At 40.8% G+C, this 19690-nt stretch carries 20 protein-coding genes; 9 read left to right on the top strand and 11 right to left on the bottom strand.

The genetic code is table 11. The annotated features are described in order from the left end of the window. Positions 1–39: 39 nt before the first annotated feature. A complete protein-coding gene (gene ybaK / locus H0184_RS05620; protein WP_221822394.1) occupies positions 40–516 on the top strand; it encodes a Cys-tRNA(Pro) deacylase in 477 nt (158 codons plus the stop codon). 157 nt (positions 517–673) lie between these two features. After that, positions 674–1786 (top strand): PRK06851 family protein, encoded by a 1113-nt coding sequence (locus H0184_RS05615; RefSeq protein ID WP_313771716.1) that lies wholly within the window; start codon positions 674–676, stop codon positions 1784–1786. Positions 1787–1828: 42 nt separating this feature from the next. Here H0184_RS05615 and H0184_RS05610 read toward each other — a convergent pair whose 3' ends face one another. Beyond that, the gene (locus H0184_RS05610) at positions 1829–1999 is read right to left on the bottom strand and encodes a hypothetical protein (RefSeq protein WP_221822471.1); all 171 of its coding nucleotides are present in this window, start codon (positions 1997–1999) and stop codon (positions 1829–1831) included. A 142-nt stretch (positions 2000–2141) separates the two neighbouring features. Between H0184_RS05610 and H0184_RS05605 the strand changes: the two genes are divergently transcribed. The 4 genes from H0184_RS05605 to H0184_RS05590 all read left to right on the top strand — a co-directional run bounded on the left by H0184_RS05605 (position 2142) and on the right by H0184_RS05590 (position 5088). Beyond that, on the top strand, positions 2142–2810 hold the full coding sequence (locus tag H0184_RS05605; protein WP_221822467.1) for a DNA alkylation repair protein: 669 nt from the start codon (positions 2142–2144) through the stop codon (positions 2808–2810). Between the two features lie 73 nt (positions 2811–2883). Further along, positions 2884–3738 (top strand): HAD family hydrolase, encoded by an 855-nt coding sequence (locus H0184_RS05600; protein WP_221822384.1) that lies wholly within the window; start codon positions 2884–2886, stop codon positions 3736–3738. Positions 3739–3753: 15 nt separating this feature from the next. Beyond that, positions 3754–4833, top strand: a complete 1080-nt coding sequence (locus H0184_RS05595) for a PQQ-dependent sugar dehydrogenase (protein ID WP_221822382.1) — start codon at positions 3754–3756, stop codon at positions 4831–4833. 21 nt (positions 4834–4854) lie between these two features. Then, positions 4855–5088 (top strand): hypothetical protein, encoded by a 234-nt coding sequence (locus tag H0184_RS05590; protein ID WP_221822379.1) that lies wholly within the window; start codon positions 4855–4857, stop codon positions 5086–5088. A gap of 83 nt (positions 5089–5171) precedes the next feature. Here the strand turns inward: H0184_RS05590 and H0184_RS05585 are convergent, their stop codons facing one another. The 7 genes from H0184_RS05585 to H0184_RS05555 form a co-directional block, all read right to left on the bottom strand. After that, on the bottom strand, positions 5172–6074 hold the full coding sequence (locus H0184_RS05585) for a FixH family protein (protein WP_221822377.1): 903 nt from the start codon (positions 6072–6074) through the stop codon (positions 5172–5174). Next, positions 6071–6748: an ABC transporter ATP-binding protein gene (locus H0184_RS05580; RefSeq protein WP_221822375.1), complete on the bottom strand. Its 678-nt coding sequence runs from the start codon at positions 6746–6748 to the stop codon at positions 6071–6073. Before H0184_RS05580 ends, H0184_RS05585 begins: the two co-directional genes overlap by 4 nt. Further along, positions 6745–7542: an ABC transporter permease gene (locus H0184_RS05575; protein WP_221822373.1), complete on the bottom strand. Its 798-nt coding sequence runs from the start codon at positions 7540–7542 to the stop codon at positions 6745–6747. The genes H0184_RS05580 and H0184_RS05575 overlap by 4 nt, the downstream gene beginning before the upstream one ends. Then, positions 7506–8846: a nitrous oxide reductase family maturation protein NosD gene (gene nosD / locus H0184_RS05570; RefSeq protein ID WP_221822371.1), complete on the bottom strand. Its 1341-nt coding sequence runs from the start codon at positions 8844–8846 to the stop codon at positions 7506–7508. The genes H0184_RS05575 and nosD overlap by 37 nt, the downstream gene beginning before the upstream one ends. Continuing rightward, the gene (locus tag H0184_RS05565; protein ID WP_221822369.1) at positions 8843–9409 is read right to left on the bottom strand and encodes a hypothetical protein; all 567 of its coding nucleotides are present in this window, start codon (positions 9407–9409) and stop codon (positions 8843–8845) included. The genes nosD and H0184_RS05565 overlap by 4 nt, the downstream gene beginning before the upstream one ends. Before the next feature lie 66 nt (positions 9410–9475). Further along, positions 9476–11344 carry a Sec-dependent nitrous-oxide reductase gene (gene nosZ / locus H0184_RS05560; RefSeq protein ID WP_221822367.1) on the bottom strand — a complete coding sequence of 623 codons (1869 nt, stop codon included), beginning with the start codon at positions 11342–11344 and terminating at the stop codon, positions 9476–9478. A gap of 16 nt (positions 11345–11360) precedes the next feature. Then, positions 11361–11804 (bottom strand): cytochrome c family protein, encoded by a 444-nt coding sequence (locus H0184_RS05555; RefSeq protein WP_221822365.1) that lies wholly within the window; start codon positions 11802–11804, stop codon positions 11361–11363. A gap of 243 nt (positions 11805–12047) precedes the next feature. On the opposite strand from H0184_RS05555, the gene H0184_RS05550 reads away from it, so the two are divergent. Then, a complete protein-coding gene (locus H0184_RS05550) occupies positions 12048–12791 on the top strand; it encodes a Crp/Fnr family transcriptional regulator (RefSeq protein ID WP_260631440.1) in 744 nt (247 codons plus the stop codon). Between the two features lie 379 nt (positions 12792–13170). On the opposite strand, the gene bshB2 is transcribed toward H0184_RS05550, so the two are convergent. The 3 genes from bshB2 to pdxK form a co-directional block, all read right to left on the bottom strand. Further along, positions 13171–13842, bottom strand: coding sequence for a bacillithiol biosynthesis deacetylase BshB2 (bshB2, locus tag H0184_RS05545; RefSeq protein WP_221822344.1), 672 nt, complete (start codon positions 13840–13842; stop codon positions 13171–13173). A gap of 19 nt (positions 13843–13861) precedes the next feature. Beyond that, a complete protein-coding gene (locus tag H0184_RS05540) occupies positions 13862–14212 on the bottom strand; it encodes a YojF family protein (RefSeq protein WP_221822341.1) in 351 nt (116 codons plus the stop codon). 342 nt (positions 14213–14554) lie between these two features. Then, positions 14555–15382 carry a pyridoxine/pyridoxal/pyridoxamine kinase gene (pdxK, locus tag H0184_RS05535; protein WP_221822336.1) on the bottom strand — a complete coding sequence of 276 codons (828 nt, stop codon included), beginning with the start codon at positions 15380–15382 and terminating at the stop codon, positions 14555–14557. A gap of 478 nt (positions 15383–15860) precedes the next feature. Between pdxK and fdhD the strand changes: the two genes are divergently transcribed. Both fdhD and fdnG read left to right on the top strand, forming a co-directional pair. Next, on the top strand, positions 15861–16622 hold the full coding sequence (fdhD, locus tag H0184_RS05530; RefSeq protein ID WP_221822334.1) for a formate dehydrogenase accessory sulfurtransferase FdhD: 762 nt from the start codon (positions 15861–15863) through the stop codon (positions 16620–16622). Between the two features lie 90 nt (positions 16623–16712). Continuing rightward, positions 16713–19688, top strand: a complete 2976-nt coding sequence (gene fdnG / locus H0184_RS05525; RefSeq protein WP_313771722.1) for a formate dehydrogenase-N subunit alpha — start codon at positions 16713–16715, stop codon at positions 19686–19688. Positions 19689–19690 lie beyond the last annotated feature (2 nt).

Below are 19690 nucleotides of genomic sequence, written 5' to 3'. Positions count from 1 at the left end.
AAGCTGTATAATTATTGTAAAAAAATAGAGGGTGAAAAAATGGCTAAGGTGAAAACAAATGCCATTCGGATTCTCGATGCAAAGAAGATTGCCTACGAGGTGCTTACATACGAAAATCAGGATGGGAAAATAGACGGGGTGTCAGTTGCCGGGAAAATTGGCAAAGACCCAAAGGAAGTTTATAAGACGCTGGTTGCTCAAGGGGCAAGCAAACAGATTTATGTATACGTGATTCCAGTAGAAGCAGAATTAGATTTAAAAAAGGGTGCAAAAGCTGCTGGAGAAAAGAAAATAGAGATGATTCCCGTTAAGGATATTCTAAAATGGACCGGATATATTCGCGGCGGCTGTTCACCGATTGGGATGAAAAAGGACTATAAAACATTTATTGATAAAAGCTGTTTAGAGCTTGAGCAAATGGTCGTCAGTGCCGGGAAAATTGGTGTCCAAATCGTGGTGGATCCAGAAGTGTTAGTTCATCTGACAAAGGCAGAAACTCCGGATGTTAGAAAATAATTTAGTAGGCATTCACCTATAAAAACACAATGCATAAGATAAGGTGAAATGAAAAGCTTCAAGGGCCAAATCAGGAAAAATGCAGTTCAATTTTTCCTAGGCGCTGCAGCTAGATAAATGAACTTCACAGATGTCACGTAAAGGAGAGTGTTCGCAAGTGGCAGGTAAGATAAAAAATTATTATGCAGGCGGAAATACGGCTAGAGGATTCCATAGCCTGTATGAATCGAATCTCCAAGGACTTGAATGTGTTTATATTCTTAAGGGCGGTCCTGGAACGGGAAAATCTTCACTGATGAAAAAAATAGGCAATGAATGGGTCGAAAAGGGATATGATATCGAATTCCTACATTGCTCGTCAGATAATCAATCAATTGATGGAGTCATTATACGGAGTTTAAAGGTAGGAATCGTTGATGGAACGGCTCCACATGTTATAGAGCCGAAGACTCCAGGGGCGGTAGAACAGTATATTAATCTGGGTGAGGCTTGGGACGCAAAAGCACTTTCTGTGGAGAAAAAGAACATTGAACGGTTAACAAGGCAAATCAGCGCTTCTTTTAAATTAGCTTATTCAACCTTTAAACAGGCATTGGATGTTCATGATGATTGGGAGAAAATCTATATTGAAAACATGGATTTTGAAAAGGCAGACCAGCTGACCAATAAATTAATTCAATCCTTTTTTGGTAAGTTAAAAATCAATAAAGAATCCGATATTCGCCACAGATTCTTAGGTGCGGCAACGCCAAAAGGAGCCGTTGATTTTGTACCGAATTTAACGGAGGATATCGAAAAACGTTATTTTATTAAAGGACGTCCTGGTTCTGGAAAGTCAACGATGCTAAAGAAGATTGCAGCAGCTGCAGAAGCAAGAGGAATTGATACTGAGGTTTATCACTGTGGATTTGATCCTAACAGCCTCGATATGGTTATTTTTAGAGAGCTTGGCATTGCTATTTTTGATAGTACCGCTCCACATGAGTATTTCCCGAGCCGAGCCGGTGATGAAATCATTGATATGTATGAACTTCTGATTACGCCGGGTACGGATGAAATTTATGAAGATAAAATTAAACCAATTGCAGCAAGCTACAAGAATAAAATGAAGGAAGCTATATCTTATTTAGCGAGAGCCAAAGAACTTCATGATACGCTTGAAAGCATTTATGTTTCTGCAATGGACTTTTCTATTGTTGAGCATATCCAGAATAGGATTGCAGAGGAAATTAGACAACTAGAATTAGAAGTAATTGTAAACACACAATAGCAAAAGAGCCGGTTTCCCTCCTTGGAAAGCCGGCTTTCTTGCTTACTTCGGGTTCGTTTTGCTTTTTTGACTTTTATTATGCTTATTTCCCTTGCTGTTATCACCGCTGACAAACTCAGTGGAGAACTCAGCTTCAGCATACTTGGATTCAGCACGATCTGCCTGAGGTGAGTTTTGGTTTTTACTGCCTTTGTTAACCTTTTTTGTCATCATTCATTCTCCTTTCGTCTTAAAGTACAGTTTAGTTTGGCATTTAGGGCATTCATTATGCATTTTAATAGAGGGGAAAGAAATGGTTTATAGAAATAGTAATAGTGCCACAATAGACTCGTAGTACTTCGCATAGGAGTGATCGATTTTGAAAAGTGAAATAGAAAAAATAACCTCTTTGTTTGAAGAACATCGAAATGAAGAAAATGCAGGTCCGATGAGTTTGTATATGAAGGGACACTTCCCTTTTTTAGGGATTAAGTCACCGCTTAGAAAAGAGCTTGAAAAGCAATTTTTTAAAGAGACAGAGATCTTGAAAAAGCCATTTAACCAGGATTTTGTCGAAGGTCTTTGGGAAAAGGATGAAAGAGAGTATCAGTATACAGGTATTACCTATATGGGAAAGTTTATTAAAAAGCTGCCAAAGGATGCTATTTCTTTCTTAGAAGGATTAATCACGACAAAATCCTGGTGGGACAGCGTTGATTCGATTGCGCCGTTAGTAGGAGAGCTTGCCCGAATGTATCCTGAAATAATTGAAGAGAGTATAAATGGCTGGTGTATTGACGATGACCTTTGGCTGAGGAGAAGTGCCATTCTCTTTCAATTAAAGTATAAACAGCAAACAAATGAAGCTCTTCTATACGAGTACATACTAAAAAATGCTGACAGCAAGGAATTCTTTATTCAAAAAGCCATCGGCTGGGCTTTGAGGGAATACTCGAAAACAAACTCTGATTCTTTTAAGGCGTTTATCGCTGGAAACAACCTTGCTCCATTAAGTGTAAGAGAAGGAAGTAAGTATCTTTCATGAGCAAAATGGTGAAAATGTCTAGTGGTATCGTGTTAGAATGGCAATAACTTAAAGAAGGATACAGGTGAACAACATGATTAAGTGTATTGCAACAGATATGGATGGAACATTATTGAATTCTGTACAACAAATAAGTCAGGAAAACAAAGAAGCCATTTTGAAGGCACAATCCCAAGGGATTGAAGTCGTAGTGGCTACAGGAAGGTCTTATCAGGAAGCGCGTTATGTCTTAGAAGAGGCTGGATTACAATGCCCTGTAATTGGTGTCAATGGGGCGGAGGTTCGTTCCAAAGAAGGTGTAGTTATATCATCAGTCCCGCTTAATAAGCAATTGGCAAAGCAAGCGGCAGAGAAGCTGACAGAAAATGATATCTACTTTGAAGCCTACACGAACAAAGGTACATACAGTGTCGATCTTGAAAAAGCAGTTTCCATTCTGGTTGATATTGTTGTCAGCGTTAATCCAGATGCAGATAAAGAGAAAGTCATCTATGCAGCAGGTGCAAGAGTTCGAGATGGCCTAGTTCATGGTATCGAAAGCTATGACATACTCTTTGATGATGAGGATGTGCAGATATATAAATTTTTAGCATTCTCTTTTGATTCTGAGAGACTGGAGGCTTCGGCTGCCGACCTTCATGAATTAGAAGGTCTTGTGGTGACGAGCTCTGGACATGAAAACCTTGAGATTACCAATAAAGATGCACAAAAGGGAATTGCACTTGAGGCATTTGTAAAATCAAAAGGAATTGAAATAGCCGAGACAATGGCCATGGGCGATAGTTTTAATGACGTTTCGATGTTAGAGAGAGTTGGAAGAGCCGTTGCTATGGGAAATGCAGCTTATGAAATTAAAACTCTTTGTGATGTTATTACGGCAACAAATGATGAGCATGGAGTAGCCAAGGCAATACTCGAAGTTTTATAGGAAAGGAAGAGGTTGATGGTCAAAGTAAGTTCCATTTTATTATCGATGATGCTATTGATCTCTGGCTGTTCACTTTTTGAAAAAGAAAATCTCACGTCCAAAGATTCTCCCGAGGATGAGGTTGTTGTCCTTCAGCCAGAAATTGAAGTAGTTGCAGAAGAACTGCGTATTCCCTGGTCTATTAATAAGGTAAATCAGGTTTTTTATGTGAGTGAACGAACAGGAAGTATCGTTAAAATTGATAATGGAAAAATGGAGCGGCAGCAAGTGGACTTGGAAAAACCACTTGCGAAGGCAGCGGAAGCTGGATTACTTGGCTTTGTCCTCGACCCAGGGTTTTCTGATAATCAGCAAGCATTTGCCTACTATACGTATGAGAATGGACAGGGGCAGTTTAACAGAGTTGTCGTTCTCAAGCTTGAGGGAAATAAGTGGACAGAGGAAACAATCCTTCTTGATGGGATTCCGAGTGCAGCTTATCATCATGGCGGGCGGATGAAGATTGGGCCAGATGGGAAGCTGTATATTACCACTGGCGATGCGACTAACCCAGAGCTTTCGCAAGATTTAAAGTCCTTAAACGGGAAGATTCTCAGGATGAATTTAGATGGCAGTATTCCGGAGGATAATCCTTACCAGAATTCCTATGTTTACAGCTATGGGCATCGGAATCCTCAGGGTCTGGTTTGGATGGAGGGTACGTTATATTCAAGTGAGCATGGCCAATCCGCACACGATGAAGTCAATATAATCAAGCCTGGTGCAAATTATGGCTGGCCGATTATTGAAGGTAATGAAAGTAAAGCTGGAATGGAGACACCTTTGTTTCAGTCTGGAGAAGAAACATGGGCTCCTTCAGGGATGGCTGCGCATAATGGGAAGCTGTACGCAGCGACATTAAGGGGCAATGCAGTCCGTGAATTTGATCTTGACAGGGTGGTTACAAGTCCAGTTATAACAGGATTAGGGAGAATTCGAGATGTGTTTGTTGATGGTGAATACTTCTACTTTGTCAGCAACAATACAGATGGCAGGGGAACTCCTGATGAAAAGGATGACAAATTGTACCGAGTATTGCTAACCAATTTGAAGTAACGGGTAAAGGCTGGTGTGATAATGACGACAAAAAGTAATAAATTACAATTCGGATGGACGCTGATTGCTCATCCAACCTATCAAATCTTTACAAACAAAAACTCATACGTCATCATCGACGAAGACAATGACGTCATGCTCAGATTTACCCTCCAAGAAAACGAAATCGAAATCCAAGGCGCAAACTGGAACCTAAACTACAAAATCAACCTCGGCTTCAAAACCCTAAAAATTATTAACACACCTGAAGACTAAAAGATAAAAAACCCACCATTTATGCAAAAAGGCCTGCATAAATGGTGGGTTTTGTATAAACGGTGCCTGTCACCGTATCACTGTCAAAGAATCTCTATTTCCAGTGAGTTTACCTGTGATACGAGTAGTTCTTCGTATTGTTTTTGGGCTTGGAAGTTGATTTCTTGTTGTGCCATGTCTGGGTTTTCTTTTTTAACTTTTTCGATGATGTCTTTTTGTACTTTTTGGGAGAGGACGATCATTTGGTATTGCTGTTTTTCGGTTTCCCAGAATTTTTCTTCTCCGTATTCGTTGATCATGGCTTTGGCTGAATCAAATTGGTTGTATTGGTCTCGGACCTTATTGATTTCAGCTTCAACCTCGGCATCGCTCGCGGTGTGTCCTTTTTCTTCAGCGAGCATCGCCATCGAGCGAAGACGGATGATTTGCGTTAATAATTGATTTTGGTCTTCAATCAGCTTTTCCTGTGACTCCCAATACGATAAGGCTTCTTTCAGCTGTTCGCCTGTGTAGCGCTTTTGATCGGTTTCACGATTAATGGCGAGCTGAAGGTAATTGATAAACTTGTAAAAATCTACATCTTCATAGGTAATCCACTCTCCATTAATGGATGCTACGCCTTCTGGCTGCTTCACCTCATAGTTGAGTACTTGTTCAGCTTTTTTGCCATCCTTCTCTAACGTAAAGAAAATCTCATATTTCCCGGTCATTGGAAGCTTCACAGCACCTGAATAAATGCCATCTTCCTCTTCTGTGAGCTCCACTTCGGTGGTGCCATGATCCATATTGGTCATGGAGAATTCTGCTGAAACAGTAAGACCGTTAGCAGCCTCCTCTTTTTCACTTACTTTAATTTCAAACGGCATTTCTTTATCTGGCTGGTGATAAATGGGTTTCGTCACTTCAATTTTATACTCAGGGTCAGCATTGCACCCTGCAAGGATAACTAAAACTAGCAGTGCGGCCAGCCTCATCACAGTTTTCATGATTCAATCCCTCCTAGATTATGTGTTTGCAAGAATTCCTCTACGGTGTATTTCTCCATTTTTCCATTGTTTAAATAAGCGACATGTGTGCAAACCTGTCTAATTTCATCCAGATGATGGGAGGAGAGCAGGATGGTTTTATCATGAAGCGATTTTAATACATCTAGTATTTCCTTTCGCCCCATCGGGTCAATCCCGCTAGTAGGCTCATCAAGAATCAGAATACTGAAATCCTGATAAAGGGTAATCGCTAATCCAAGGCGCTGCAGCATGCCTTTCGAGTACTTCTTCACCTGCATTTCGCGGTCATCCCACAAGCTTACGGACTTCAATGCTTTCTCAATGCGTTCCTGATCCACCGTCTTTTCCACTGCCTCTGCAAAGAAGGTAATATTCTCAAACCCTGTCAGCATGGGATAAAGCTGAAATTTTTCAGGGAGATATGCAATTGCTTTTTTCCAGTCATGATTTTTCTTGGTTACCTGAACGTTATTAATCGTAATCGAGCCTTGTTTGACCGGAAGCAGTCCGAGAAGACTGTTAATAAACGTAGACTTTCCTGCACCATTCCGTCCGACAAGAGCACAAATTTCATGCTTATTAATCTCAATATTGATAGACTCCAGGATTAATTTTTTCCCGAAGGATTGGTTTAGATTGGTTACGGTAATCATTCGAATCCCTCCTTACGGTGAAAAATAATCGCAGTTGCAATAGAAGTGATCATCCAAAACAATAGATTTCCTAACAGGAAGAAGGCCGGCTTTGTCCACATGAAGGCTTGGAGCAGCCGGGACATGTGACCCATAGAATAAACACCCGTCCCTGTTTCTAAGAACATTCGAACTGTCTGCAGTGGATTTAAAAAGTAACCTATTGAAAACAACCTTACATTTTCATGTGTAACGTCCGGTAAAAACGATAGCAGGATAAAATCATGTAAGAAGAAAAAGTAAAACCAAACAAATATCGTATAGCCAATGATCTGCATTCTAGAAGTACTAAAGCTTCCGATTGCCGCACCCATTTGCAGGAACAGCAGTGACATGGCTGCAATCGCCAAAATAAAGATGAAATAAGCCTTTATATCAAGCTCGAAGTTAAATTTTATCAACAGTAAGTAGATAAAAAACCAAGCTAGTATCGGAACAAGCACGACGGTATAGAGCCCTAGACTTTTACGAAGTAAGAAACTTGCATAGCTATCTTTCTTGGTCAGCAGCATGATTAATGTCTTTTGTTCCTTTTCTTGAAAGATAGAAAAGGCACCGATGAACAAGCAAAGGATCGGGATAAAATAAATAATCGTATCAAATAAATTAATTAAGAGAACATAAAAGCCTTTATCAAATGAAAGGGCTGTGGAACGAAACAAAATACTGATTGAAATCAGAACAATGATGCTTAATGCCAGCCATAATCCTTTTCCTCTTATGTTTTCCTTCCATTCCTTCCAAATGTAATGCATAGTAAATGTCTCCCTTTTAGTAAAATCAGCACTGCGGTGAGCCCTAGAGCAGCTATAAGTATGAGATTCGTATTTCCCTTTGCAGCAGCCAGTGGATGCGGGTCATTAAACATTACTTTCTCATCCACCAACGCCGCATTCATTTTTTCATATATACCGAGTGCAGGACTTTTTAAAAACAAATAGGATAGTTCTTGGTCTTCAAGTAGTTGATATAAAGAAGACTGATAGGTTATAGGAAAGTCCCCAATGCCGTTCTGGTTTAAATCGGTGAGCGGGAAAGAAGTTCCCCAGTCATTTCCTTTGTCTTCATGACTCCAGAAATTGTTTTCACCACTTCCTCCTATTGTCACGGCGGGAATAGTGTTTTCAGTGATCAGGTTTTCCGTAAAGATTTGTTCATTGGAGCTTGCCCAAAGTTCAATCCCAATTTGGTTTTGAGAGATTTTATTGCCTTGAATGCTATTTCGTGTCGCTTGATCAATGTAAATACCTCGTTGATTCATATAAAACGTATTGTTTTTGATGAGGTTATCATTTGCTTGCAGCAGCAGTAATCCGAATGACTGATTTCCGTAGTTTACAATAAAGTGATTTCCCTCTAATAAGAGACGATTTGAATTCATGACCGCAGCGCCGCCCGTATTCATCGTAAAGGTATTATTCTTAAAAATGTTTTCATCGGAATACATGTAATGCAAGCCGTACCGCGTATCACTTATATTATTTTCATAGCTTTCATTGTTGTTTGCGTAGTCAAAGAACATTCCATCACGAGTACCCTCAATGCTGTTATGAGATAGGTTGTTATCATTAGAGTAATAGACATGAATACCATTACCCTGTGCGGCAATTTCTCCTTTACCCATGCCTTTTATCACAACATTGTTGATTTTATTGTTGTGTGCTTGACTTAAGTAGATTCCATGAAAAGAATCCGTAATTTTGATGTGTTCCACAACATTTCCGTTTGTGTGAATCTTGATCCCTGCATACTCCTCTGCAGAGTTGCGGTTCATACTGCTATTGGTAACGGTCAGTTTTTTTAGGGTAACGCCGGGTGCCTTGATGGAGATGACATTGTCTTTCCCGTCACCTTTGATGACTGTTTTTGCTGAACCGAGTATTGTCACCGGCTTGCTGATGACAATATTGCCCTCGTACGTTTTATCCTCAAGCTTTAAAACTGCTCCTTCTTCCAAGCTGTCGATCGTGGCTTGCAAGTTTTCGGCAGCGCTATTTTTCTCAGGGAATACAACAAGAGTGATAGAGAAAATGAAAAGAAAGAGCAGTAGCTTTTTCATCTTTTTCGATCCTTCCATAATGGAATTAGTAATAAAATAAAAGCCGCAATTAAGAAATACGTTCCGTATCCGAGCATACTCTCAGTGACAAAGTTGGCAACTGTATTATGCCCTAAAATGGGCGGAACAAATGGGTCGATTTTGATTGGCGCCATCGGGTCTAGATTGGTACCGAATTTTTTTAGTGCCCGGCTGAGATCATATACACCGAGGATACCGAGAATTCCAAAGAGACCTATAACACCATAAAGCATTGCTTTTTTTCGTATGATGGCGGTAAGGAGCGTAATGACCGCTAACCCAATCATGATATAAAGAAGATAGTTCAATTCAGGGAAATTTTCTGCACTGAAGTTTTCCATGCCAATGTAGTGATTTAATCCGTTAACAATATCAATTTCGCCTTCCAGCTTGTTTGGAAACACTATAATATTTAATCCCTCTGGATATTGTGGAGCAAAGAAAACCATTTTCCAGTAAGGGAAAAAGACAGAAGCAACAATTAAGAGCGCTGACAGTGCAAGGAGCAGGGACGAAACTAGTGATAATTTCTTTCCTTTCATCTAAAACAAGTCCTTTCTAAACGGAGAAGGGTATCAATTGAATCAATTGATACCCATCATCACATTTTAGTTCTTAGGCTTTACAAGGAAGTAGCCGGTCATTTCTTGGTGTAGTGCGGAACAGAAGTTAGTACAGTAAAGCGGGAATGTACCTGCTTTGTCTGCAGTAAATTCAATTGTATTGGTTTGACCAGGCTGAACTTCAATGTTCAAGTCATATTGGTTGATGGCAAATCCATGGGTAATATCCTCATCAAAATCCGTATTGGTTAAGTGGATAAACACCTTATCTCCTTGATTGACTTCAATCACATCAGGACGTTTAGCTTTTGCGTCAAAGATGAACTTCGAGCGCATGGCAATACCGTAGACATGAACTTCGTTACCATTGCGTTCAATTCTAGCCTCATCTTGCTTATAAGTGGCTAGCTTATTGTTCTCATCCTTCGGATACACTTCAATCGTTTTAATCTTATCTGCCTTAATAATTTGCGCGTAGTGCGGCTCTGGGTTAACTGGTGAAGATTGGATTACCTTCATTTTGCCGCTGATATCAATTAATTGCATAGACTCTGGATGTGATGGTCCAACAGATAAATAGCTGTCTTTAGCAATTTTGTTTAAGGCAATCAGCCATTTTCCGTCTGGTGCAACCGTATCACCTTCAGCTGCTACAGAGTGTCCTGGAGAATATTGAACCGGTACACGATCTAGTGTTTCGCCCGTTTTTGGATCCCATTTCACGATTTCAGAAGAAATGAACATGGTGGTATAAGCCATTCCCTTGTCATCAAATTGAGTGTGAAGCGGTCCAAGTGCGTTTTCAGGGTTAACTTCTCTTTCCATTACAGATTCATACTTTAAGATGGGAATACCGTTACGTTCGCCAGAGAATTCTTGGTTTTTCACAGCTTCAAATGCTTTTTCAAAAGAGAAAACGGTCATGGATGGTGCAAGTTTTCCAGAAGCAATAAAGTGCTTTCCATCCGGCGTTACGTCAACACCGTGTGGTGATTTTGCTACAGGAACAAGGTAAATACCGCCTTTATGTTTTTCAGGGAAAATCATTTTTTGACCGGTTACTTCATCATATTGTCCATCTGCAACCATTTTCTCAAGCTCTTTCCAGTTAAAAAGAACAATGAAGTCACGGTCAGCTTGTGATGCGTTAATTTCAAGGTTTGTTGTGGCTTCTTCTGTATTGTACGTTGTCATAACTGCCCAATCGCCAGATTCCTTTTTACCAGCGTCAGATAAATCATATGACCACGGCGGAAGAGCAACCTGGTAAGCTACATTAAGTTTGTCTTTGTCTTGGTCGAACGTTACGGCTGACATTACACCGCGGTACTGCTGGCTGTATTCGTCCAATGACTTGTATTCAGAGCCAATTGGAACCGCAAAGCGAGTTGGCAGGAACATATACTCTGTGTTTTCGGTAACGAACGCCGCACAGTGCGGTCCGCTTGTATTTGGAACATTAATAATGTCTTTTACAGTAAATGTTTCTAAATCCATTGCTGCTGCACGGCTGTTTCCGACATCAGTGGCAAACATATATTTACCGTCATAGTCACCATTGGTTTCCGAGAATGCCGGGTGATGAAGGTCTCCCCAATTGTAATCACCCATCAATTTTTTCGTATGCTCATCAAAGCCATATCCTGTTGCTGAGTCTGGTGAAAATACCGGAACTGTTCGAATATGACGCATAGATGGAACACCGTAGATAAACATTTGACCGGAGTGGCCGCCTGATGCAAAAAGGTAATAATCATCTTTTTCACCGAATGGTACATAAACTTTTTCAGCATCGCTTTTGGTATTGCCAGAAGCAACTTGATTGTTTGTACTCTTTGAAAAATCAGCGAATGTAATCGTTGCTGCAACAAAGCCTGCAAGTAAACCAGAGGCAATTGGAACCCATTTCTTCATCTATCACACCACCTTATTATTTTTCTGAAGCTTGCTTTAACATATCTAACACTTGAGTGCGTTCTTCATCTGTTAGCGGGCTGCCGCTGATCACGCTCGACATAACCGCAGAAGTTGGTTCTTTTAAGAATTCATCAATTGATTTACCATGTTTTCCTTCAACATCTGTGAAAGCTTTAGACAGGTCCGGGCCCGTTGCCCCGCCATCTAAACCAAGAGAATCAACAGCGTGACAGCCAAGACAGCCTTTACTATTAAGGATGTTATTGGCATCAACAGAGGTTGTTTCCTCTTTTGCTTCTTCTTTTTGACCTTGTGTGTCGCTTGCCTCATCTGTTGGTTCTGTTTGAGCGACTTGAGGCTGTTGATCGGAATCTCCCATTATGACCCCAAACACCAAGTACCCAAGACCAAAACCAATGACGATACTAACGACAAAACTGATAATTGCCTTATTCATACTTCCCCCTCCTTCTATCTGTTTAACAACTTCATCCTAATTAGAATTCAAGATTAAAAATGTGACGTTCCGCACACTTTTTTAGCCAACTTTGAACGTTTTGTGAAGGGAGTTGAAGTGATAAGGTTTTGAAAAATTGAACGTTTTGTGAAGATAATCACTACTTGCTGTGACTTTTTTTACTACAATGGGAAGTAACTTATGGAAATGAAGCTTTTAAAAGGAAAGGAGAGGAGGAAATTTATGAATCCCATGCACCTTTTTGACGAATCCCATGAACGGACAATCCAAGAACCTCAAACAGCAGATTTTTTGAGGAAAATGGTTATTTTCAAAAATTTATCAACAAAGTCATTACGCCTCATTATAAAAAGGATTCAAAGGCTGTCCTTTAAAAAGGGTGAACGAGTTATAAGTGAGGATGAAAAGGCAAGAGGGGTATTCTTTGTCCATTCCGGAGCGGTCAAGCTAACCAAACAGGATGAAAACGGCAATGAGGTCATTGTTTGTATGAAGCAGAAGGGTGATGTGTTTGCGGAGGCTTGTCTTTTCTCAAAAACCTCAGAGCTTTATCCGGCGACTGCCACCATGCTTCAGGATGGTCAGCTTTTCTTTTTAGACAAGATAGAATTAGAGAAGGGTCTTCATGAATATCCAGATTTAGCGATTCAAATGATTGAATACATGAGTGATTCACTACGGGAGATGACTTCTACCTTAAGAGATGTGGCCCTGTTAGATGTTTATGCGAAGAGTATTAAGACGTTAGAGCGGCTGGGGAATAAATTTAATACCTCCACGACGAGATGGAATATTGAAATACCGTTGACGATTCAAGAGTTTGCGACCGTTGTAGGGACCTCGAGGGAAAGCATAAGCCGTGTGTTTTCGAAATTGAAAAAAGAAGGTATTATCGAAATGAAATCAAGGAAAATCATCATCCTTGATATGTGCAAACTCTGTACTTTAATGAAGCCGGCATATTAAAGAAACCCTTCGTCATTGACGAAGGGTTTTATGCTGCAAATATGGCCACTTAAGGAAAAAACTCGATGAACCAGGTGGAGATTAGTCCTTCATAAGGAGTCTTAAGGACAAAACTTGACGAGTCAGCCGGAGATTAGTCCTTCATAAGGTGTCTTAAGGACAAAACTCGATGAACCAGCCGGAGATTAGTCCTTCATAAGGTGTCTTAAGGACAAATCTTGATGAGACAGCCGTAGATTAGTCCTTCATAAGGTGTCTTAAGGACAAATCTTAATGAGCCGGCCGGAGATTAGTCCTTCATAAGGGTTCTTAAGGACAAAACTCGATGAGTCAGCCAGAGATTAGTCCTTAAGGAGATTCGCCGCATAAAGAATGTAATTTAGTTTTTGAACTTATAAGTCCAGAAGCGTTCGTTGTTGATCCAGACCATCATTTGCGGGTCTTGGTTTTTTAATTTCTCTGTCACATCTCCAAACATTTGCTCTGTCTGGGATCGATGCGCTTGAATAGCAGCCAGCTTTTTATCTGCGACAGCACTAATATTATGGACAATGTCTGCCTCACCGAGCTCTTCAACACAATTGTTTGAAAAAGCAACGCAGTGCAGTTTAGGCCGCGCGGCAGCAGGAAGCTTTTCTACGGCCCTGACGACCGCCGCACCGGTGGCGTCATGGTCAGGGTGAACGGAATAGCCTGGATAAAAAGTAATAATAAGGGATGGGTTTACTTCATTAATAATTGATAACATGGCATTCGCAAGTTTTTCGTCATCTTCAAACTCAACCGTTTTATCACGATATCCAAGCATTCTTAAATCCTGAATGCCTAAAGCGGCAGCGGCAGCTTTTAGCTCTTCTTTTCTGATTTTTGGAAGATTTTCTCGATTCGTAAAAGGGGGATTCCCCATGTTGCGCCCCATTTCACCCAGTGTTAAACAAGCGTAGGTGACGGGTGTCCCATTTTGTACATGAGTGGCAATCGTTCCTGATACTCCAAAAGCTTCGTCATCAGGATGTGGAAAGATGACTAATACATGACGTTCTTTTTCCATAAGAGGCTCCTCCTTTCTTCTATTCAAATGGTGTAGGGCTGATTTCTAGGGCAACTGCAAGTTTGCCTTTGTTATCATGGCCAGCTAACAGCAAGCGGTTCTGCTCATCGACTTCGAAATGAGTCAGACCTTCAGCGTAAATCCAGCCGAGGTTTATTTTTAAGCCAACACGATAGGGATCAGTTCCAGTGATTTTCCCAATTTCATACCGAACTTGTGCGTTTCTAATATAGGCACCTGCTGAGAAGAAGGTTTGATCGTGATGAGATGCATAGGCACCATTTGTTGTCTCAAGGTGGATATAAACATCCTGATTCACGTATCTGTTAATCGCTTCTTGAACCTGAAGATAGTCTTTAATCGGCTCCATATTCTATTCTCCTTTCCCTATGCCAAGTATGTAATCTATAAACTAGTGTATTTAATAATGTAACTATCATACTAAAATCACATTGAAAAAGCGAAATCTATGCCTAATTTTATGATGGGCTGTGTTAATTTTGTCTGTTGATTTGCGCTCCAGGCACTTCGCTTTCCGCAGGCGGTCCAGGAAGCCTCCTCGGCGCTAAAGCGCCTGCGGGGTCTCCCCTGACCCGTCCTCCTGCAGGAGTCTTCGTGCCTTCCGCGAAAATCAACAGAGTGCCAATATCAAAGTTTAGCTTTAACACAGCCATAACGTAAAAAAAGCCGTTCGAAGGGAACGGCCTTGCGATTAGCAATCTGTGCAGTATTCGGTATTTGACCCGCGGTAGGCTCCATGCCAGGTTGGTCCTACAAATTCGTTTAGGCGGAAGCCTTGGCTGATGGCTGCAGAAATGAAGTCTTTTGCGGTCTCAACAGCTTCTACTACTGATTTACCTTTCGCCAGTTCTGCGGTAATGGCAGAGGAGAAGGTACATCCAGCTCCATGCGTAAAGTTAGTCTCAATCTTGTCCGATTCAAAGACAGTAAAATCTTTGCCATCGTATAGAAGATCAAGTGATTTTTCTTCTGTTAACAGCTTGCTGCCGCCTTTAATGACCACATACTTAGCACCTAAATCATGGATTTTAACGGCTGCTTCCTTCATTTGCTCTAACGTTTTAACGGGACCTGTTTGCGCTAGCTGGCCTGCTTCAAAAAGGTTAGGTGTTACAACCAAAGCACGCGGTAATAATAATTCACGCATTGCATCTGTTGTTTCTGGATTTAATACTTCATCCTCGCCCTTACAAACCATAACCGGGTCGATTACTACTGTTTCTAATTTATGTTCATCAATAACCTTAGCTACTAGTTCAATGATTTCAACCGTACCGAGCATACCTGTTTTCATTGCATCAATTCCTACAGATAATACCGTATCGATTTGGGGTTTTAATGTATCAACGGAGATAGGAAAAACACTGTGGTGCCAATCCTTTGGATCCATTGTAACGATAGTAGTGAGTGCCGTCATTCCGTACACTCCTAACTCTTGGAATGTTTTAATATCTGCTTGAATTCCTGCACCACCGCTTGTATCTGATCCCGCGATTGTCATAACCTTCTTGATTGTCATATGTATGCCTCCTAAAAGCTAATTGGTGGAAAATCACTATTCCTATTATAAATCAAATGCAAAAATATAGCAGAAATTTTGCAATGTATTGATTTTGTCGGAAAAATGACAATTGACCTTTTTTAACCTAAATAAATGATTCTATGTGATAAATCTTACTTCAGAGAAAAAGGACTCATCGTACGATAGTACTAAAGATACACCTATTCGATTGAAACCGCTTACGAACATGGGTTTACAATGTTTCGATAGTGATAAAGCCATTGAAATGGGCAAAGATTCGATAATTTGACACAAAATCGACCGAGATTCGCCAAAGTCCTGTGAGTAAGGCATCAGTATTTATTATAGATTTAAATAGAATAGTGTATTTAGTATGATTGACTATTCATTGTGATATATGTCGCTGAGCAAATCTGCTTACCATGATTACAATTGAAACGCCAAGAATGTATTTCCTGAAAAAGGAGGGAAATCAATGTACCGTAAAGGATGTCCTGATGAATACCCGATTACCTTAGTTCTAAACGGGTATGAAATTGCCGTATTTCAGCTGACTAAACACGATTTAGAGGATTGGGCCTATGGTTATTTGTTTTCTGAAGGGTTTATTCAGAGATCGTGTGAGGTCGAGTCCATCACTATAAATGAAGAAATGGGCAGTATCAGCGTTTCACTTCTAAATGGCTTCAATGAAGATGAGTTATTTACCAAAAAGAAGCATTACACGGCAGGCTGCGGCCGCGGTGTTACTTTTTTTTCAATGACAGATGTGAAGAACTTTCAGAAGGTTTCGTCTGAACACAGCTATAAATTAAGTTATCTATTAAAAAAGCAAAGTCAATTTGCTCAAAATTCACCGTTTTACTTAGAGACTGGCGGCATGCATGGGGCCTGCATTGTAGATGAAGCAGGTAATATCACCGTCCGAGAAGACATTGGACGGCACAATGCAGTCGATAAAATAATTGGCCACACATTACGACTGGGTTTACAGCCTGACCGGTTAGTACTATTAACAACCGGAAGGGTTTCATATGAAATGCTCTCCAAAGCAGCGAAGTTTGGCTTTCCTGTTATTGGGTCACGAACAGCGGCCACTAAGCAGGCTGTTCAGCTGGCAAGATTCTTGAATATTGAGGTAGTTGGCTATTTACGAGGGAAGATGGCCAATATTTATACCTCAACAGGCACAGTTGAAAATGATTTATTGGAAATACCTGCTGTAGAGGTGCATTGAAGGGGGGAATAAACAGAGAAAAGCTTTCAAGTAGAGATAAAAAAGGGATGTTTTATTCAATTTTGGGAAGGAGATAGAAAAATGGTTGAAATCAACTTAAACCGCCGGCAATTCTTGAAGTTGTCTGGAGCTACGGCTGTGACTCTTGCAGTAGTTGAGCTGGGCTTTAATGAGAAAAAGGCCCATGCCAGCACAAAAGAGTTTAAAATTGCCAAATCAACAGTAACACCAACCATTTGCTGCTTTTGCGGCGTTGGCTGCGGGATATTAGTCCATACCAAGGACAACACAGTGGTTTATACGGAAGGGGATCCGGATAACCCGATTAACGAAGGTAAGCTATGCAGTAAAGGCACAACAATTAGACAGTTATACACTTCAGAAAAACGTATTAAGAAACCGCTATATCGTGCACCAGGCAGTAATAAGTGGGAAGAAAAAGAATGGGAATGGATGTATGAAACCATTGCCAAGCGTACGAAAGAAACGCGCGATAAAACATTTGTAGTAAGCGAAGACGGCATGACAGTGAATAAGACCGAGGCTATTGCAAGTCTTGGCGGAGCAGCTCTTGATAATGAAGAGACGTACCTGCTTTCTAAAATGATGAGAGGGCTTGGTGTCACCTACTTAGAGCACCAGGCACGAATATGACATAGTTCTACGGTTGCCGGTCTGGCACCTTCATTAGGTCGTGGAGCAATGACTAACAGTTGGAATGATGTGCAATATACCGATTGTGCGTTGATTATGGGTGCAAACCCTGCGGAAAACCATCCAATCAGCTTTAGATGGTTAACAAAAGCGAAAGAAAATGGCGGAAAGATTGTCAGTGTTGACCCGCGTTATACAAGAACATCGGCAATGTCTGACATCTATGCATCATTGCGCTCTGGAACAGATATTCCGTTTATGGGCGGTATGATCAAATATGCGCTTGATAATAATCTTTACCACAAAGAGTATGTTGCTAAATATACAAATGCAAGTTTTATTGTAAAAGACAGCTATAAATTTGAAGACGGCTTATTTTCAGGATATAACGCAGAAAAGCGCGCTTATGACAAGACACAATGGGCAATAGAGAAAGATGCTGAAGGAAAACCAGTTAAGGACTTCACTCTAGAACATCCAAGGTCTGTTTTCCAATTAATGAAAAAGCACTATTCCCGCTATGATGTTGATACAGTTGTAAAAATCACAGGAACACCAGAAGATGATTTATTAAAGGTGTACGAAGCCTTCTGTGCAACGGGTAAAGTGGGTAAAGCAGGAACAATCATGTATGCAATGGGAACAACCCAGCATACAGTGGGTACACAAAACGTTCGTGCATTTGCCATTATTCAACTTCTTCTTGGTAACGTGGGTGTCCCAGGCGGCGGTATTAACGCAATGCGCGGCGAGTCCAATGTACAAGGATCAACCGATTTTGGTTTATTATACGGTAACCTGACAGGTTATTTGAATGCTCCAACGTCAACAGATAAATTGAATGCTACACTAGCAGGACACTTGGAAAAAGAAACACCAAAGACAGGTTATTGGAGCAACAAGCCTAAATTCATTGTCAGCTTATTAAAAGCTTGGTATGGACCAAATGCAACACCAGAAAATGAATTTGCCTATCAATACCTGCCAAAAGGCAATAAAAACTACTCACATATTAACCTATTTAAAGCAATGTATGATGGAAAGCTTGAGGGTGCATTCTTATTTGGAACAAACCCAGTAGTCGGCGGACCGAATGCAGGGAAAGAAAAAGAAGCACTTTCGAATCTTAAATGGCTAGTGGCAGTTGATCTTTGGGAAACAGAAACTTCTGCTTTCTGGCAAAAAGAGGCTGGCAGTGACCCAGGGAAGATTAACACAGAGGTATTCCTTCTTCCAGCATGTTCTTCTTATGAAAAAGAAGGCAGTGTATCAAACAGTGCCCGCTGGATGCAGTACCGCTGGCAGGCAATTAAGCCGCTTGGAGAATCAAAGGCGGACCTAGAAATTATTCATGAACTTGCAACGAAAATTAAAGCTCTTTATAAAAATGAATCAGGACCTGCAGCAGCTCCAATTAATGCACTTTACTGGAATTATGGTGAAGGTCATCACCCTGATATTGACTTAGTTTGTAAAGAAATTAACGGTTATGACGTAAATACAGGCAAGCTGATTGCCGGCTTTGGAAACTTAAAAGATGACGGATCCACATGCTCAGGTAACTGGATTTATTGCGGATTCTATCCAGAAGAAGGTAAGAACCGTGCGAAAAACCGTGATAAAAAAGATACAGGAATGAGTTTATATTTAAATTGGTCATATGCATGGCCGATGAACCGCCGTATACTATACAACCGTGCTTCCTGCGACCCAAGTGGTGTTCCATACAATAAGGAAAAAGCAGTTGTATGGTATGATGCAGCAAAAGGTAAATGGACAGGAGTAGACATTCCGGACTTTGTTGCAACAAGAAAGCCAGGAGATGCAGGCTTTGAAGATCCATTTATCATGATGAATGACGGTGTCGGCGGCGTATTTGCACCAACATTAAACGATGGACCATTCCCTGAACACTATGAGCCATACGAAAGTCCGGCAAAGAATCCATTCTCCAGCCAGGAAATTAACCCTACTATTCAATTATTTGATGGCAAATTTAATGAACGCGGCTTCAAAGCAGATTATCCAATCGTGGCAACCACTTACCGTGTAAGTGAACACTGGCAGTCTGGAACGATGACACGCAACCAAGAGTGGTTATCAGAGCTTGTACCGCATATGTACATTGAAATCAGTGAAGAACTGGCAAAAGAAAAAGGAATTAAAAACAAAGATAAAGTGATCGTCAGCTCCGCACGAGGAGAGGTAAAGGCCTATGCGATGGTGACAAAACGCTTTAAGCCTCATACCATCGATGGTAAAAAGGTACACCAAATCGGAATGCCATGGCATTTTGGTTATAAAGGGTTCGCAACTGGGGATACAGCAAACCGCCTGACTCCTCACATCGGGGATGCCAATACAACCATTCCAGAGTACAAAGCATTCCTCTGTGACGTAAGGAGGGCATAATA

The organism is Neobacillus niacini (assembly GCF_019749295.1).
GTDB classification, from domain to species: Bacteria; Bacillota; Bacilli; order Bacillales; family Cytobacillaceae; genus Neobacillus; species Neobacillus niacini_D.
This window is presented reverse-complemented; position numbering and strand designations above follow the sequence as displayed.

Coding starts and splice junctions, on each gene's coding strand:
- ybaK (WP_221822394.1), top strand. CDS start 40: ATGGCTAAGGTGAAAACAAATGCCATTCGGATTCTCGATGCAAAGAAG.
- H0184_RS05610 (WP_221822471.1), bottom strand. CDS start 1,999: ATGATGACAAAAAAGGTTAACAAAGGCAGTAAAAACCAAAACTCACCT.
- H0184_RS05600 (WP_221822384.1), top strand. CDS start 2,884: ATGATTAAGTGTATTGCAACAGATATGGATGGAACATTATTGAATTCT.
- H0184_RS05595 (WP_221822382.1), top strand. CDS start 3,754: ATGGTCAAAGTAAGTTCCATTTTATTATCGATGATGCTATTGATCTCT.
- H0184_RS05590 (WP_221822379.1), top strand. CDS start 4,855: ATGACGACAAAAAGTAATAAATTACAATTCGGATGGACGCTGATTGCT.
- H0184_RS05585 (WP_221822377.1), bottom strand. CDS start 6,074: ATGAAAACTGTGATGAGGCTGGCCGCACTGCTAGTTTTAGTTATCCTT.
- H0184_RS05580 (WP_221822375.1), bottom strand. CDS start 6,748: ATGATTACCGTAACCAATCTAAACCAATCCTTCGGGAAAAAATTAATC.
- H0184_RS05575 (WP_221822373.1), bottom strand. CDS start 7,542: ATGCATTACATTTGGAAGGAATGGAAGGAAAACATAAGAGGAAAAGGA.
- nosD (WP_221822371.1), bottom strand. CDS start 8,846: ATGAAAAAGCTACTGCTCTTTCTTTTCATTTTCTCTATCACTCTTGTT.
- H0184_RS05565 (WP_221822369.1), bottom strand. CDS start 9,409: ATGAAAGGAAAGAAATTATCACTAGTTTCGTCCCTGCTCCTTGCACTG.
- nosZ (WP_221822367.1), bottom strand. CDS start 11,344: ATGAAGAAATGGGTTCCAATTGCCTCTGGTTTACTTGCAGGCTTTGTT.
- H0184_RS05555 (WP_221822365.1), bottom strand. CDS start 11,804: ATGAATAAGGCAATTATCAGTTTTGTCGTTAGTATCGTCATTGGTTTT.
- H0184_RS05550 (WP_260631440.1), top strand. CDS start 12,048: ATGAATCCCATGCACCTTTTTGACGAATCCCATGAACGGACAATCCAA.
- bshB2 (WP_221822344.1), bottom strand. CDS start 13,842: ATGGAAAAAGAACGTCATGTATTAGTCATCTTTCCACATCCTGATGAC.
- H0184_RS05540 (WP_221822341.1), bottom strand. CDS start 14,212: ATGGAGCCGATTAAAGACTATCTTCAGGTTCAAGAAGCGATTAACAGA.
- pdxK (WP_221822336.1), bottom strand. CDS start 15,382: ATGACAATCAAGAAGGTTATGACAATCGCGGGATCAGATACAAGCGGT.
- fdhD (WP_221822334.1), top strand. CDS start 15,861: ATGTACCGTAAAGGATGTCCTGATGAATACCCGATTACCTTAGTTCTA.